Genomic DNA, 15,710 nt, shown 5'->3' on the forward strand with positions numbered 1-15,710 from the left:
GGCCATGCAGGAAGGTGCCGGGGCCGGGGCCGCGGGGGAAGCGGTGCAGGCGATGGGCCTGGGGGGGCTGGGTCGCGGCGGCGTCGCGGGGCTCGTCCATCACCTCGAAGGCGGTGGCCTCCAGGGGCGTGGTGGGCTCGGGAAAAGGCGCCGTTTCATCGGCGTTAGGCGGTAAGTCAGTGCTTACTGGGGCGCCTGCCTGCGCCGGGGCGGGGCCGGGCTCGAGGATGGCGGCGCCGGTGCGCAGCGCCGAGTAGCTGGCGATCCACCAGTGCTCCCGGGCCGGGCGCGCGGGCACGCGCGCCTCGCCCAGCTCGCCTTCGCCTTGGGCCGGGGTAACGCACTCGGCGGTGGCCGGCGGCGCCGGCTCGATGACGATGGCGGTTTCGTCGCCCTTGAGGGCGGCCAGGGCCGCGCCGAGGTTCTCCGGGGTCAGCGCCTCGCCATTGCTTAGCAACTGGCCCAGGGCGCTGGCCTCCAACCCCTTGAGGGGCGCGACCCCCAGCCAGGTGGCGTGGCGGGCCCGGGTCAGGGCCACATAGAGCTTGCGCAGGTCCTCGCCCAGGCGCTCCCGGTCGGCGATGGCGAGCGTCGCCTCGTCGGCGGAAAGGCTCAGGCGCAGCCGGCCCTCGGCATCGTGCCAGCGCAGCGGCGAGTCGTCGGCCTTGGTGGCGCGGTGGTTGCCGATAAAGGGCAGGAACACCAGCGGATACTCCAGGCCCTTGGACTTGTGGATGGTGATCACCTGCACCAGGTCGGCGTCGCTCTCCAGTCGCAGCTTATGGGCCTCGCCCTGGTCGTCTGGCTCGGCGATGGCCTCGGCCAAAAAGCGGATCAGCGCATGCTCGCCGTCCAGCTCCTGGCTGGCGTGCTGCAGTAGCTCGCCGAGATGCAGCAGGTCGGTAAGCCAGCGCTCACCCTCGACGAATGTCTGCACGGACGAATCACTGCGTTGCTCGGTGCTCGCCAGCTCGCCTAACCCCTCGTTATGTCTCGCTTCCTGCGCGCCTGGCGCCTTGTGCTTCATTCCGTTCGACGATTCGTTGGCGGGCTGTTTAGCCAGCAGCCGGCCGGGCACCTCGAAGTCGTTCATCAGCCGGCGCAGCAGCGGCAGCACCCCCTGGCGCTGCCAGAGGCGGCGGTAGTCGCGGAACTGCAGCACCCGGGATTCCCAGGCCAGCTCGTCCTGGTGCAAGCGGTCGAGGGCGGCGAGATCCAGGCCCAGGCCGGGGGTGGCCAGGGCGGCGCGCAGCAGGCGCTCATCGTCCGGGTCGGCGCAGGCGCGCAGCCAGGCCTCGAGCTCCCCGGCCATGGGCGAGGCGAACACCTTGTCCTTGTCGGAGAGGTAGACGCTCTTGACCCCGCGGCGGGCCAGGGCGCGGCGGATCTCCCGGGCCTCATTGATGCCGTTGACCAGCACCGCCATGTCCGAGGGGGCCAGCGGCGCAAGATGCTCGCCGTCGTCGAAGCCCGCCGCGCCGCGCCGGCCCCGCTCCAGCAGGGCGACCATCTGTGAGGCGCAGCGCTCGGCCATCTCGCCCAGATAGGCGCCCTTGCCGAGGGGCTCGTCGCTGTCCAACTGCCAGAGGGTCATGGCCGGCTGGGGCCGGCCATCGACCACCAAAGTGTCTTTCCGACCTTTCGCCTTGACCGCGGTAAAGGGCAGCGGATTGACGCTCGCCTCCTTGAACAGGAAGGCCCCGGCGGGGTGGGCCTCGGCGAAGGCGAAGCAGCGATTGACCGCGGCCACCATGGCGGTGCCGGAGCGGTAGTTGGTGCCCAGGGTGACGTGGCGGCCGGCGGTGTCGCGGCGGGCCTGGAGGTAGGTGTAGATATCGGCGCCGCGGAAGGCGTAGATCGCCTGCTTGGGGTCGCCGATCAGGAAGACGCCGGTCTCCGGCGCATTCTCGGCCAGGCGGTAGACCCGGTCGAAGATGCGGTACTGCACCGGGTCGGTGTCCTGGAACTCGTCCACCAGGGCCACCGGGAACTGCTGGCGAATATGCTCGGCCAGGGCCTCGGCGCTCGGGTCTGAGTGAGCCCGGGCGAGGGCTCGGTCGAGATGGGTCAGCAGGTCGTTGGGGCCCATCTCGGCGCGGCGCTCCTGCTCGCGGGCCAGCCGCGCCCGGCACCACCGCACGGCATGTATCAACAGGTCGGCATGGGGCTCGGGCAGGGCGTCCAGGGCCGCGGGCAGCTCGGCCAGGGCCTCCCAGGCCGCCGGCAGCGGGGGCGTGCCCTCCTTCCAGATCTCCGCCATGCCCTCCGGGGTCAGGCGCTTCCAGGCGGCGGGGGTCAGCGCCGGGCGGCTCGCCTCGCCCTCGCACCAGTCGCGCAGGGCCCCTAGCCAGGTGGCGCGGCTCCTGGCATTGAAGCTCTGGCCCTTGAAGGCCTTGCGCTTGGCGGCCTCTTCCAGGGCAGGGCCCAGCTCGTCCAGCCAGGCGCGCCACGGCGCCTTGAGCTCGGCGAGGCGCGCCTCGCGCTCCGCCCGGGCCGCGGCCAGGGTCTCGGCGGGGGGCGGGGCCTGGTGGTCGAGGGCGTCGCTTTCGGGCAGCAGCGGGCGCACGGCGGCGTAGAGGGAGGCGCGACCCTCGGTGGGGGCCTCCCAGTAGCGGGTGATCTCGGCCAGGGCCTCGGCGTCCAGCGGGTAGTAGAAGCTTCGCCAGTAGTCGCGCACCACCTCCTGCTCGAGCTCGCCCTGGTCGGTGGTCAGCTCCAGGGAGAAGAGGCTGCCGCTGTCGAAGGCGTGCTCGCGCAGCATGCGGTAGCACCAGCTATGGATGGTGGAGACGGCGGCCTCGTCCATCCACTCGGCGGCCAGTTGCAGGCGCCGGGCGCAGGCGGGCCAGGCCGCCGGGTCGTACTGGTCGCGCAGGGCCAGCAGCAGCGGATCGAGCTCGGGGGCCGCATCCGACGGACCCGCTTGAAAGACCTCGGCGGCCTCGACCAGCCGCGCGCGAATCCGCTCGCGCAGCTCCTGGGTGGCGGCGTTGGTAAAGGTCACCACCAGGATCTCCGGCGGGGTCAGGGCGCGGGGAAAGGCGGCCTCGTCTTCGGCGTGACGGGCGCCCAGCACCAGGCGCACATAGAGCAGGGCGATGGTAAAGGTCTTGCCGGTGCCGGCGCTGGCCTCGATCAGCCGGCTGCCGTGGAGCGGAAAGGTCAGGGCATTCAGCTCAATGGGCTGGGGGTCGCTCATTTCCCGTCTCCTTTCTCTTTATCCCCTTTGATGGCGAGATAGAGCGGGGCCAGCAGCCGCTCGGCCAGTGTGGGGAAATCCAGCCTGGCGCCGCCGAGCCGCGCCTCCTTATCGACCGGGGCGGCGGCCATCAGGGCGGCGAAGTCGGGCCAGCGGTGGGCGAGGTAGGCGTTGCGGTCCACTTCGCCGGCGCTGAAGGCGTCGCCCTCGTAGGCCTTCTTCGCCTGCTGCCAGGCATCGCTGTCGGGGCCGTTGTTGGTGGCCGAGCCGTCGTGCCGGTCGACCTTGGCCAGCCAGGCGAAGGTGGTATCACAGGCCAGCGGCAGGGGCTCGCGCATGCCCGCCTGCCAGGCGTCGATCAGCTCGGCGAGGCGTTGCCGGGCAACCGTGGCCTCCACGGGCGGCAACGTCACGCTGCCGGCCTTGGAGAGCAGCCGGGTGGTCAGGGGCGCCGCCAGGTTGCCGGCCAGATGGGCCACCCAGGGGCGCACGAGCTGGGCCCAGCGGTACTTCTTCTGCTTGATCAGGCTGCTGCTGGTCAGCAGCAGGCGGCAGCGCTCGCCGGCCTCGTTCGTGCGCAACTGATCGAGCCAGTCCTCCAGGGGCGGGGTGGTGCGGGTGGGCAGCGCCAGGCGCACCGGCTCGGGCTCCTCCACCGGGTAGGGCCAGGCGTCGATCAGCTCGGCGTATTCGGCGAACAGCGCCTCCATGGGCTCGGTGAGGCTCTCGCGCATGCGCTCGGCGAAGGCACCCATGGCCAGCACCCCCTGGCCCTCCAGACGTTGCAGGGCCTCGTCCAGCGCCGCGATGCGCGGCTGGCCGGCATCCACGGCGCGGCGCTGGGCCTGGATCAGGGCGTCCTGCAACTGCCAGTGAGTCAGGCCGTCGAGGGCGAAGGGCTCCTGGTCGAGGCGGGTCAGTTCCTCCCGCTCCAGGAAGACCCGCAACCGGGTATTGAAGAAGGCCTTGGCCGGGTCGCGCAGGAAACTGCCGAGTTGGGCCAGCGTCAGAGGGTTCTCCTGCGCGAAGTCGCCCAGGGCTCCCGTCACTTCACCCTGGATCAACTCGTTATGTATATCCCGCCATTCATGGGCATAGGTGAACAGGCGCCGGGCCGAGGTGTCCCGGGCCGCCTGCTGCGCCGGGGTGGGGAAGTAGTCGCGGCTGAAGGGCTGCAGCGGATGCTCGGTGGTCAGGGCGGCGAGCGGGTCGTCGCCGTGCTCGGTCTGCCAACCCGCGGCCAGGTGGTCGCGCAGTTGGCCCACCAGCACCGAGGGGGGCTTCTCGGCGTTGTCGACGATGCTGCGCCCCACCCAGCTGATATAGAGCTGGCGCCGCGCCGAGAGCAGCGCCTCGAGGAAGAGGTAGCGGTCGTCCTCGCGGCGCGAGCGGTCGCCGGGGCGGTAGTCGCCGTGCATCAGGTCGATATCCAGCGGCGGCTGGCTGCGCGGGTAGTCGCCGTCGTTCATGCCCAAGAGACACACCCGCTGGAAGGGGATGGCGCGCATCGGCATCAGGGTGGCGAAGTTGACCGCCCCGGCCAGGAAGCGCTGGGAGAGGCTGTGCTCGTCGATCTGTCCCAGCCAGTGCTCGCGCACCACCGAGAGCGGCAGTTCCCGGGTCAGCCCCGCCTCCCGGGCGCTCTCCTGGAAGGTCTGCAGGCCCTGCTCCAGGCGCGCCAGCATCAGGCTATCGGCGGCCTCGGAGGCCGAGAAGCAGGCCTCCAGCAGCTCGCGCAGCACCGCCACCCAGGCATCCGCGTCCTGGGCCCGGCGCAGCCGCTGCCACTGGGCCTCCAGGGTCTCCAGCAACTGCGCCAAGGGGCCGGCGAGGCCCGCCTCCAGGCCGCCGATATCGTCGTAGGGCTCGATGCCCTGCCAGGCGCCGCCGCCGTTGCCCACCGCATAGCCGAGCAGCAGCCGGCGCAGGCCGAAGGCCCAGGTGTTCTGGGTCAGGCCCTCGGGCAGGTCGAGGCTGCCGCGCTGGCGGGCGTCGAGTCCCCAGCGGATGCCGGCGCCCTCGATCCAGCGGGCCAGCGTCGGCAGGTCCGCCTCGTCGAGGCCGAAGCGGGCCCGCAGCGCCGGCACCTCCAGCAGGTCGAGGAGGTCGCTCACCGAGAAGCGCAGCTCCGGCAGGCGCAGCAGCTTCTCCAGGGCCACCATCAGCGGCAGGCGGTGGCGGTCGGCCTGGTCGGAGAGGGTGAAGGGGATATGCCGCGGGTCGTCCGGCGGATATTGACCAAAGACCGCCTGGATATGCGGGGCGTAGTGGTCGATCTCCGGCACCATCACGATGATGTCCCGGGGCCTGAGCCCGGGGTCGGCGGCGAAGGCGGCCAGTAGCTGGTCGTGGAGGATCTCCACCTCCCGTTGGGGACCATGGGCGACGTGGAAGACCAGGGAGTCGTCCGCGGCCGGGTCCAGTGCCGGCCAGGTGTCGCGGCTCTCGGCCAGCGGGCGCAGGGCGCGGATATCGTCCTGCAGTTGCTGCAGCAGCAGGCCCGGCGAATCGTCCGGCACGCAGGGCTCGAAGAGGTCGATGCGCAGCGCCTCGCCCTCGAAGAGCCCTTGATAACTGCCGGCGTCATCGTGCTCGTCGAGCAGGCGCAGGTAGTCGCGGCCCTGCTTGCCCCAGGCCGCCAGCAACGGCTGGGCGTGCAGGTGCAGGGCGGCCTCGCCGTCGCCATCGCCGAGCACGTCGAGGCGCTCCGGCATGCCCGGCTTGCGTGCCTGGCGCCTTCGCGCCGCCCGCAGCAGCTCCTTGTGCTCGATGATATCGGCCCAGTAGTGCTCGCAGGGGTTGTGCACGCAGAGCAGCACCTGGCTGACCCGGGCGATGGCGGCCAGGGCCTCCAGGGTCTGCTGGGGCAAGGAGGAGATGCCGAAGACCACTACCCGGCGCGGCAGCCCGGGGGGGCGATGGTTGGGAGTCAGCGACTCGGCGGCGGCGAGAAAGCGCCGATGCACCCGGGCGCGGCTGGAGTCGATGCCGGCGCTGCCATGGGCGGCCGCCACGTCGGCGCACAGCGCCCGCCACAGCTCCGGCTGCCAGCGCTGGGCCTCCTCCAGGGGGCGCGCCTCGCCGCGGGCCGAGATGCGCACGTCCTGCCCCGCCGCCCAGGCGTCCAGCCAGTCGGCCCGGTAGACCTGGTACTGGTCGAAGAGGTCGGCCAGCCGCTCGGCCAACTGGTGATGCTTGCGCAGGTCGGAGTCGTCGGCCAGGAAACGTGCCAGGGGTGCGAAACTGGGCTTGTCCAGCAGCCCCGGCAAGAGGCGCAGCAGCCGCCACACCAGCCGCGACTTGTCCAGCGGCGAGGTGGCGGGCACCGCATTCTCGTCGCCGCTGACATGGTTCAGCACGCTGCGATAGGCCTGCCACAGGAAGCGCGCCGGCAGGGTCACGTCCAGTGCCGCGGCGATGCCGGCGCCGCCCTGGGGGGCGTCCTCGGCCGGATCTTCAGCCAAGGCCAGCTTGAGCCACTGACCGATGCCGTTGCTCTGCACCAGGATGGTCTCGTTCTCCAGCGGGCCGAGGGGGTGACGGGTCATCCACTCCACCGCCAGGTGGCGCAGGGCCTCCAGGCGGTTGCCGTGGATCACCATAAAGCCGGGGGAGAGGGCGGTCGTGGCGACGGCCGGGGACATGGGCGCTTCCTTCGCGATGGGCCGGGGGGACTTATGGTGCCACAGTGGAGCGGCAAGGCGCAGGGGCTGAAGCATGCCAAGGCGGCAGCGGTCGCCGCGTCCGGCGGGTGATGGCTTAGTCCAGCATAAAAGGCACTTCGCCGGTCTCATGGGCCAGCGGCCACTGCTGTCCTGGCTAGTCGGCCGTCGCCCATGGGCTCACTCGAGCCGGAAAGGCACTTCGCCGGCCTCATGGGCCAGCGGCCACTGCTGTCCTGGCTAGTCGGCCGTCGCCCATGGGCTCATTCGAGCCGGAAAGGCACTTCGCCGGCCTCATGGGCCAGCAGCCACTGCTTGCGCCCCAGGCCGCCGGCATAGCCGGTGAGGCGGCCGTCGCTGCCGATCACCCGGTGGCAGGGCACCACGATGGCGATGGGGTTCCGGCCATTGGCGGCACCCACGGCGCGCTGGCCGCCCTTGCAGCGCAGCTGCTCGGCGATCTCCGCGTAGCAGCGGGTCTCGCCGAAGGGAATGGTGGCCAGCGCCGCCCAGACCCGGCGCTGGAAGTCGGTGCCTTGGGGGGCCAGCGGCAGGTCGAAGGCCCGGCGGCTGCCGGAGAAGTACTCCTCGAGCTGGGCCCTAGCCCGCTCGGTCAGCTCCCCGGGGCAGGCCGGGGCGTCCTCGTCCAGGGTGAAGCCGATCTCGGTGATGCCGGTGGCATCGGCGCGGATGCGGATCAGCCCCAGGGCATCGGCGGCGGGAGGGCGGTAGTAGTCCAGGGTCGTGGCGAGCGTTGTTGCGAGAGAGGCCTTGGCGGTCATGGGCGGGGCTCCGTGGGTCCTGATACCAGAGTGGGAGGGGCATCCTCGGCGAAACCTGCCCCCAGTGTACGCCCTGTACCGGGGAACGCTGAGCGGAATCGGCCCTGAAGGATCAGGGCCGGTGGGGGCGATCAGACCAGCTCGCGTTGCTCGCGGCGCGCCTCGCGGCGGTCGCGCAGCACGGCGCGGCAGATCAGGACCAGCACGCCCAGGGTCAGGGCGGGCCAGATCAATACGTAGAAGCCAAAGAGTGTAGTCATCATTTCTCTCCTCTAAGCGGTGCCGACAGGTGGCACCGCGACATCATGGGATCGCTCAGCGCTGGCCGGCCAGGCGGGTAGCGGCGGGGAGGGCGTCGTCTTCCTCGGCGGGCGAGGCGTCATGGGTGGCCTCGTAGTCGCCGACCCGCTCGCGGATGGTGGCGAAATCGAAGTCCGGCTGACGACTCAGCAGGCTCATCACCACGCAGACCAGGGTGCTGGCGCCATAGGCGGTCAGCGAGGCCAGCAGCACCGTGTAGTCGCGCAGGAAACCGGTGGCGAAGAGCAGCATGGCGACCAGCGCCAGGGCGCCGGCGACAAACCCCGCGGTGCGGCCGAGGAAGCCGAACACCATCAGGCCGATGATCACGCCACCGCCGATGCTGGCGAGCAGCTCGAAGAAGAGGCCGCTAGCGCCGCTCAGCGGGAGCAGCTCGAAACGCGCCGCGCAGAACAGCACCATGGCCACCAGCACCGAGGTGGTGAAGGCCTGGTTGGTGACCCGACGCCAGAAACAGCTGGCGATCACCGGGAAGACGATGGCGCCCCACAGTGCGCCGACGAAGACCAGCATCACCAGGATATCCAGCGAGAAGCTGGCGAAGACGATGCCCACCATGGTGGCGAGGATCATGGTCAGGCGCCCCACCAGCAGCATGCGCTTGGGGTCGGCCTGGCCGCGGGCGATGTTCTTGCCGTAGACGTCGGCCATCATGATCGCCGACAGCGCCGAGAGGTCGGAATCGGCGGTGGAGGAGAGCGAGCCGATCACCAGGATAAAGAACAGGGCGATAAACAGCGGCGGCAGGTAGCCGGAGACCATCTGTGGAATCAGGTTGTTCATGTCGCCGTTCATGGGCTCGACGCCCAGGGTCAGGGCCATCAGGCCGATCATGCCGAGGCCGATGACGATGGCCCCGTAGCCGACGGTGGCGGTGAGGAAGGTCGGCTTGATGTGCTCCTCGTTCACCGCGAACAGGCGCTGGGAGATGGTCTGGTTGCCGATGGCGTAGGCCAGCACGGCGACGAAGAAGGGTGCGCCCTGGTTGAGGATGGCGTCCATGGAGAAGAAGTCGGCCTGCTCGGGCGTCAGGTTGTCGAGGCCGGCGACCAGCTCGGTGGGCCCGCCCATGGCGAAGAAGACCGCGGGAATGATCACCACGGCGATGGCCATCAGTGCCACCAGCTGGGCGAAGTCGGTCAGCACCGAGGCGCGGAAGCCCGACCACAGGGTATAGAGCAGTACGCCGACGCCGGCGATGATCACCCCGGCCTGGAAGGAGAGCGGCGAGAGCACCGAGACCAGGGCGCCGGCGGCGGTGAAGTTGACCATCAGGCTGATCACGCTGCCCAGCACGTTGGAGAGCGCCAGGATCAGCTGGCTGGAGCTGCCGTGGCGAGCATGGATCAGCTCGCCCAGGGTGTGGGCATTGGGCGCGAGCTTACGGAAGCGCCGGCCGAAGGGGTAGATGAAGAGGATCATCAGCGCGCCCCACAGGCCGTAGTGGATAGGGCCCGAGACGCCATAGGTATAGCCGGAGGTGGCGGCGGCGTAGAAGGAGGCGGCCCAGATCCAGGTGGCGGTCATGCTGGCGGCGCCGATACCGAAGCCGACCCGGTGATTGGAGACCATAAAGGCATCGGCATCCTCGTGTTTCTTGCGGATGCCGAGGGTCAGCAGGTAGGTGCCGCCGTAGAAGGCCAGCAGCAGCAGGATTACGGTCGGGGTCGAGAATTGATAAAGCGATTCGCTGTTCAAGGGCAGTCCCTCGGTCGATGAAACGGAGGCGATCGGGGCGTGTCGAGCGAATCGACACGCCTATCGCGGTGATGTCATGACGGGGCACGCCTCGGGCGGGCATCAACGGCCGGGTACGGACGGCCGGTTCGGACGGCCGGTTCGGACGGCCGGTTCGGACGGCCGGTTCGGAGGGCGATCGGCAGAGCGATACCGCGGCGCAGGCAGTTTTTGGACCTGGCCTAGCGAGCTAGCACGGCAGTTGGCGCCCTGGAGAAGGCGTTACCCCGGGAAGGGGAGGCTGGGTGGCGGGCGGCGCGGCATGCACCGGCCCTCATCGGCATAGTGGCGCGACATGGATTCCTTCTCTCTCGATGGCGTCGTCGACGGTCAGTCGAAGGTACGGTGATCCAGTCTGCGGTGAGGCAAGACCAGGGGCCCGCGGATGGGGCCGCATGGGATCGATTGTGAGCCTTGTTGGTGATCCCGAGGGGCCATACCCTACTGAGCTCGCGGTAAAATGTCCAATCGGTCGAGATTGGGAGGGGAATGTCGCCCAGTGTCGTGAAACGCGTTCAGCGGTTGGCGGCGAGGCTGCCGGCCATCACCAGCATCGCCGCCAGCGGCAGGCGCCAGTCCGCCGTGGTCATGCCCGCCATCACCAGGAAGAGCGTGGCCAGTACCGGCACCCCATGGGCCAGGTGGCCCAGGCGCCGGCCCCGGGGATCCTGGAGGGCATGCTCCCAGGCCAGCATGGCCAGGCCATAGGGGCCCAGGCCCAGGGCGGCGGCGGCCAGCAGGGCCCGGGTATCCGGCGGGGCGATCCGTCCTTCGAGGGCCAGGCTGGCGGCGCCGGTGAGCAGGCTGGCGATCAGCAGCAGCCGGGGCAGGCGGCGGCGTAGGCCGAGCCCGGGATGGCCACAGGCCAAAGAGTAGAGCGCCCAGCACAGCGCCGTCAGCAGGGCCAGCAAATAGCCGCCCCAGGCCCCGGAGAGGCCCCCGGCCAGGGCCTCGGGGGCCACCAGCAGGACGGGGCCGGCGAAGGCCAGGGCACTCCCGCCCAGGGTCGCCGGGCGCAGGCGTCGCCGGGTCAACCACTCACCGGCCAGCAGGAAGAGCAGCGGCCAGGTGTAGGTGATCAGCGCCGCCTCGGCCACCGGGGCCAGGCGCAGCGCCGCGAGGCAAGCGCTCACCGCGCCGACGATCAGCAGTGGCATGCCGAGATACACCAGCCACCAGGATGCGCCGGTGAGGGATGGGGTCCGGGGCCGCCCCCGGGCCATCGGCAGGGTGGCCAGGGCGCCCCCCAGCAGCAACAGGCAGGCCAGACGCAGTGGCGGCAGCGTCTCGGCGAGGCCGGCCAGCAGCGGGACCAGGGCCCAGAGCAGCACCGCCAGGCCGGCGGCGGCGGGACCCTGCCAGGTCGAGTGATGGGGCGCGGGAGTCGCTGTCTGCATGGTCGGGGCTCCTGGGAGGCTGCCGAGGATGACGAGGGCAGCCTATCCGCTCCATACTCATCATAATATCGATCTTTTTTGATCCAATTCATCAAGGTTGGTGATGTATTGATGCGTGCCGAGACCCTCGATCTGAGCCTGCTGCGGACCCTGGTGGCGGTGGCCGACACCGGTAGCGTGACCGCCGCCGCCCGGCGCCTGGCCTATACCCAGTCCACCGTCAGCATGCAGTTACGGCGCCTGGAGGAGGCCCTCGGCGTGGCGCTCCACGAGCGGGAGGGACGGTGCATCCGCTTTACCGCCGAGGGCCAGCGGCTGCTGGGCCATGCCCGCCGCCTGCTGGCCCTCAACGACGAGGCGCTGACCGATATGCGCACCCGCCGGGTGGTGGGGGAGCTGACGCTGGGGATTCCCGAGGACTATGCCTCCCTGTTGACCTCGGTGTTCGCCTACTTTCATCAGCTCTATCCCGAGGTGCGTCTGCAGGTGGTCTGCGCGACCAGCGCCGACCTGGTGGGGCGGGTGCGCCAGGGCGAGCTGGACCTGGCCCTGGTGACGCGCCAGCGCCACTCGCCGGGAGGTGAAGTGATCCGCCGCGAGCCCCTGGCCTGGGCGGTAGGCAGCCGGCGGCAACCATCGCTGCTGGACCCCCTGCCGCTGGCCCTCTACTCGCCGGGGGCGGACCTGTTCCGCGAGGTGGCCGAGCAGGTACTGGCCGCCGCTGGCCGCGACTGGTGCCTCGCCTATACCAGCCAGTCCATGGCCGGCCTGACCCCGGTAGTACAGGCGGGCCTGGCCATCGTGGTGGTGACCCAGAGCATGCTGACGCCGGAGCTGCGGGTGCTGGAAGCCAGCAGCGGCCTGCCGCCCCTGCCCGCCGTGGAGCTGGCCCTGCACCGGCCCCCGCACCGCCCCACGGAGCCCGCCCGGCGCCTGGCCGAGCTGATCCGCGAGCAGCTTTCGCCAGGCAGCGAAGGGAGCTGACGAATCGAGGGGGCGGCGGGGAATGGTGGCCAGCCTTCGCGGTCATCCGTAGAGTAAGCGCCATCGTCCGATTGCGGAGCCCGTCATGTTTCCCGACTTCACCCTGTGCTATGCCCGTCTGCCGGCACACTTCTATGAGCGCTTCACCCCCGACCCGGTGGCGGCGCCGCGCCTGCTGGCCTTCAATCGGCCACTGGCCGAGGCACTGGGCTTCGATGTGACCGCCTTCGACGAGGCCCAGGCCACCGCCTGGTTCTCCGGCAATGAAGTGCCCGCCGGCGCCGACCCCCTCGCCCAGGCCTATGCCGGTCACCAGTTCGGCGGCTTCAACCCGCGCCTCGGCGACGGCCGGGCGGTGTTGCTGGGGGAGGTCACCGACCGGGACGGGCGGCTCAGGGATATCCAGCTCAAGGGCGCCGGGCGCACGCCCTTTTCGCGAGGCGGCGACGGCCGCGCGCCGCTGGGACCGGTGTTGCGGGAGTACCTGATCAGCGAGGCCATGCACCGCCTCGGCGTGCCCACCACCCGGGCCCTGGCCGCGGTCACCAGCGGCGAGCGGGTGTTCCGCGGCGTGCCCGAGCCCGGCGCCATCCTGACCCGGGTGGCGTCGAGCCATATCCGCGTGGGGACCTTCCAGTACTTCGCCGCCCGGGGCGACCGGGAAGCGGTGAAGACCCTCGCCGACCTGGCGATCGAGCGCCACTATCCGAACCTGCGCGAGCTGGAGGAAGACGATCGCTACCTGGCCCTGGTGGCGGCGGTCCAGGCCCGGCAGATCCGCCTGGTGGCTCAATGGATGGGCCTCGGCTTTATCCACGGGGTGATGAACACCGACAACTGCTCGGTGGCCGGCGAGACCATCGACTACGGCCCCTGCGCCTTTATGGAGGCCTATGACCCGCGCACCGTGTTCAGCTCCATCGATGACGGCGGCCGCTACGCCTATCGCAACCAGCCGTGGATCGCCCAGTGGAACCTGGCGCGGCTGGCCGAGACCCTGCTGCCGCTGATCGATGCCGACCAGGAGCGCGGCATCGCCCGGGCCACCGAGCTGATCCAGGCCTTCGAACCGGCCTACGAGGCCGAATGGCTGGCGGTATTCCGCGCCAAGCTGGGGTTGGCGACCGATGAGGAGGACGACCGGGCACTGGTCGAGGCCCTGCTCGAGGCGATGCACGCCGGCCGTGCCGATTTCACCCTGAGCTTCCGCTATCTTGCCGAGGCGCTCGAGGCGGATGCCCCGGCGCTGCTCGAACTGTTCGAGAGCGACGCGGCGTTGCGGGAGTGGCTACCCCGCTGGCGCGAGCGCCTCACCCGGGAGGGCGTCGATTCGTCCACCATCGCTGCGCGGATCAGGGCGGTGAACCCACTCTATATTCCCCGCAACCACCAGGTGGAGGCGATGATCGCCGCCGCCGTGGAAGACGACGATTTCGGCCCCTTCGAGTCCCTGGGCGAGGTGCTCGCCGAGCCCTTTACCGAGCAGCCCGGCCGCGACGACTACGCCCGGCCGGCGCCGCCCAGCGCACGGGTCTTCCGCACCTTCTGCGGCACCTGAGGGGCTCGCGGCAGGGCCGCAGGCGTTGCTTATCTCCTGATAAAGCGATCCCGACACGACGAGGCGCTTGTGCAGCAATGCACAAGCGCCTTGCCTTATTGGGCGTTGTTCGCGCCGCGTTCGCCTATCTACACTCGATAACATCACGACCGTCCCGGATCAGGGCCCTTCGAGGGGCCGGGGGCGTTCACCATGACAAGCTGTCGAGGAGTGCATCCGATGCGAATCGCCTTTATCGGCCTGGGCAACATGGGCGCCCCCATGGCCACCAACCTGGTCGCCGCCGGCCACGACCTGCATGTCTTCGATCTCTCGGCCGAGGCGATGCGCGCCCTGGGCGAGGCCGGGGCCGGCGTCGCCGCGAGCGCCGCGGCGGCGGTCGAGGGCGCCGCGGTGGTGATCTCGATGCTGCCCGCCGGGGCTCATGTGAAGGGGCTCTACCTGGGCCGCGACGGGGCGCCGGGGCTGTTGGCGAGCCTCGACGCCGAGACCCTGATCATCGATGCCTCCACCATCGCCCCGGAGGATGCCCGGGAGGTGGCGGCGGCCGCCGCCGAGCGCGGCCTGGACTACCTGGACGCGCCGGTCTCCGGCGGGGTGGGGGGCGCCAAGGCCGGGACCCTGACCTTTATCGTCGGCGGCAGCGAGGCGGGCTTCGCCAAGGCGCGGCCGGTGCTGGAGGGCATGGGCAAGAACATCTTCCATGCCGGCGCCGTGGGGGCCGGCCAGGTGGCCAAGATCTGCAACAATATGCTGCTGGGCATCTTGATGAGCGGCACCGCCGAGGCCCTGGCCCTGGGGGTGGAGAACGGCCTCGACCCGGCGGTGCTCTCCGAGATCATGCGCCAGAGCAGCGGCGGCAACTGGGTGCTCAACGGCTATAACCCCTGGCCCGGAGTCATGGAGAACGCGGCGGCCTCCCGGGGCTATCAGGGCGGCTTCCTCACCAACCTGATGGCCAAGGACCTGGGGCTGGCCTGGGAGCTGGCGCTGGGTTCCCGCTCGGCGGTGCCCATGGGCTCCCAGGCCCGCAACCTCTTCGCCCTGCATGCCAAGGAGCACGGCGAGCTGGACTTCTCCAGCATCCTCAAGCTCTATCGCCATAACGACGACTGAGGCTTCGGGCAGAACACGGCGGGGCGAACATTTGTTCGCCCCGCCGTGCTAGAGTAGGGCCTTCGATGGTAGCCCCAGGCGGAGGCAAGCAGCAGATGGAGATCCCCCCCCAGGAAGCGCCCCTGAGCCCGGACGATCGGGATTTCGTCACCGCCCTGGCCAGCGGTCTCGAGGTGATCCAGGCCTTCGACGAGGGCCATCCGCACATGACCCTGAGCGAGGTGGCCGCCCGCACCGGCATGAACCGCGCCAAGGCGCGGCGCTTCCTGCTGACCCTGCATGCCCTGGGCTATGTGCGCAAGCAGGGGCGCAGCTTCGAGCTGGCGCCGAAGGTGCTGCAACTGGGCTATGCCTTCCTCTCGGCCAATGACTACCGCGGCGTGATCCAGCAGTACCTGGAGGAGATCACCGCCGAGAGCGGCGAGTCCTCCTCCCTGGGGGTGCTGGACGGCGATGAGGTGACCTATGTGGCGCGCTCGGCGGCCCGCCATCGGCTGATGGCCATCACCCTCTCGGTGGGCACCCGGCTGCCGGCGGCCTACACCTCCATGGGCCGGGTGCTGTTGGCCCAGTTGCCGGCCGCCGAGCTCGACGCCTACCTGGCGCGGGTGATCCTGGAACCCCATACCGAGCGCAGCGTCACCGACCCGGCGACGCTGCGTGCCTGTATCGACCAGGCCCGCGAGCAGGGCTACGCCATCGTCGATCAGGAGCTGGACCCGGGGCTGCGCTCCCTGGCGGTGCCGGCCTTCGATGGCGGCGGCAAGCTGATCGGCGCCATCAACGTCAGCACCAATGCCGCGCGGGTCGACCTCGAGACCCTGACCCAGCGGCTGCTGCCCTTGCTGCAAGAGAAGGCGCGGCGGATCCGCGACGCTGTGCATCAATAAGCCCGCACTCCGAGCACCAAGAAGGCGCCGATGGGAGACCATCGGCGCCTTCGTCGTGATGGCG

The 15,710-nt window shown here is 70.3% G+C and carries 10 protein-coding genes; 4 read left to right on the forward strand and 6 right to left on the reverse strand.

Annotated elements, in window-relative coordinates; all coding sequences use genetic code 11:
- From NFU04_RS05350 to NFU04_RS05375, 6 genes are all read right to left on the reverse strand, one after another.
- A partial coding sequence (locus tag NFU04_RS05350) for a UvrD-helicase domain-containing protein (RefSeq protein ID WP_251308474.1) occupies positions 1-3,199 on the reverse strand: 3,199 nt, incomplete at its 3' end.
- Entirely contained in the window at positions 3,196-6,843 is a 3,648-nt protein-coding gene (gene recC / locus NFU04_RS05355) for an exodeoxyribonuclease V subunit gamma (protein WP_251308475.1), read from the reverse strand. The genes recC and NFU04_RS05350, both read right to left, overlap by 4 nt.
- Positions 6,844-7,124: 281 nt before the next feature.
- Entirely contained in the window at positions 7,125-7,643 is a 519-nt protein-coding gene (locus NFU04_RS05360) for a methylated-DNA--[protein]-cysteine S-methyltransferase (RefSeq protein ID WP_251308476.1), read from the reverse strand.
- Between the two features lie 131 nt (positions 7,644-7,774).
- Positions 7,775-7,903: a putative transporter small subunit gene (locus NFU04_RS05365; RefSeq protein WP_251308477.1), complete on the reverse strand. Its 129-nt coding sequence runs from the start codon at positions 7,901-7,903 to the stop codon at positions 7,775-7,777.
- 55 nt (positions 7,904-7,958) lie between these two features.
- The gene (locus NFU04_RS05370; RefSeq protein WP_146800767.1) at positions 7,959-9,662 is read right to left on the reverse strand and encodes a sodium:solute symporter family protein; all 1,704 of its coding nucleotides are present in this window, start codon (positions 9,660-9,662) and stop codon (positions 7,959-7,961) included.
- A gap of 554 nt (positions 9,663-10,216) precedes the next feature.
- Entirely contained in the window at positions 10,217-11,098 is an 882-nt protein-coding gene (locus NFU04_RS05375) for a DMT family transporter (protein ID WP_251308478.1), read from the reverse strand.
- A gap of 111 nt (positions 11,099-11,209) precedes the next feature.
- On the opposite strand from NFU04_RS05375, the gene NFU04_RS05380 reads away from it, so the two are divergent.
- The 4 genes from NFU04_RS05380 to NFU04_RS05395 all read left to right on the forward strand — a co-directional run bounded on the left by NFU04_RS05380 (position 11,210) and on the right by NFU04_RS05395 (position 15,646).
- Positions 11,210-12,082 carry a LysR substrate-binding domain-containing protein gene (locus tag NFU04_RS05380; protein WP_251308479.1) on the forward strand — a complete coding sequence of 291 codons (873 nt, stop codon included), beginning with the start codon at positions 11,210-11,212 and terminating at the stop codon, positions 12,080-12,082.
- An 85-nt stretch (positions 12,083-12,167) separates the two neighbouring features.
- On the forward strand, positions 12,168-13,640 hold the full coding sequence (locus tag NFU04_RS05385) for a protein adenylyltransferase SelO (protein WP_251308480.1): 1,473 nt from the start codon (positions 12,168-12,170) through the stop codon (positions 13,638-13,640).
- A 219-nt stretch (positions 13,641-13,859) separates the two neighbouring features.
- Positions 13,860-14,756: a 3-hydroxyisobutyrate dehydrogenase gene (mmsB, locus tag NFU04_RS05390; RefSeq protein ID WP_251308481.1), complete on the forward strand. Its 897-nt coding sequence runs from the start codon at positions 13,860-13,862 to the stop codon at positions 14,754-14,756.
- A gap of 95 nt (positions 14,757-14,851) precedes the next feature.
- Positions 14,852-15,646: an IclR family transcriptional regulator domain-containing protein gene (locus tag NFU04_RS05395; protein ID WP_251308482.1), complete on the forward strand. Its 795-nt coding sequence runs from the start codon at positions 14,852-14,854 to the stop codon at positions 15,644-15,646.
- The last annotated feature ends 64 nt before the right edge of the window (positions 15,647-15,710 follow it).

Origin of the sequence: Halomonas sp. NCCP-2165 (genome assembly GCF_023708045.1) — a bacterium.
GTDB lineage: Bacteria > Pseudomonadota > Gammaproteobacteria > Pseudomonadales > Halomonadaceae > Bisbaumannia > Bisbaumannia pacifica.

Bases quoted from the DNA above. Each gene is read 5' to 3' on its own strand.
- recC (WP_251308475.1), bottom strand. From the start codon at position 6,843: ATGTCCCCGGCCGTCGCCACGACCGCCCTCTCCCCCGGCTTTATGGTG.
- NFU04_RS05360 (WP_251308476.1), bottom strand. From the start codon at position 7,643: ATGACCGCCAAGGCCTCTCTCGCAACAACGCTCGCCACGACCCTGGAC.
- NFU04_RS05365 (WP_251308477.1), bottom strand. From the start codon at position 7,903: ATGACTACACTCTTTGGCTTCTACGTATTGATCTGGCCCGCCCTGACC.
- NFU04_RS05375 (WP_251308478.1), bottom strand. From the start codon at position 11,098: ATGCAGACAGCGACTCCCGCGCCCCATCACTCGACCTGGCAGGGTCCC.
- NFU04_RS05380 (WP_251308479.1), top strand. From the start codon at position 11,210: ATGCGTGCCGAGACCCTCGATCTGAGCCTGCTGCGGACCCTGGTGGCG.
- NFU04_RS05385 (WP_251308480.1), top strand. From the start codon at position 12,168: ATGTTTCCCGACTTCACCCTGTGCTATGCCCGTCTGCCGGCACACTTC.
- mmsB (WP_251308481.1), top strand. From the start codon at position 13,860: ATGCGAATCGCCTTTATCGGCCTGGGCAACATGGGCGCCCCCATGGCC.
- NFU04_RS05395 (WP_251308482.1), top strand. From the start codon at position 14,852: ATGGAGATCCCCCCCCAGGAAGCGCCCCTGAGCCCGGACGATCGGGAT.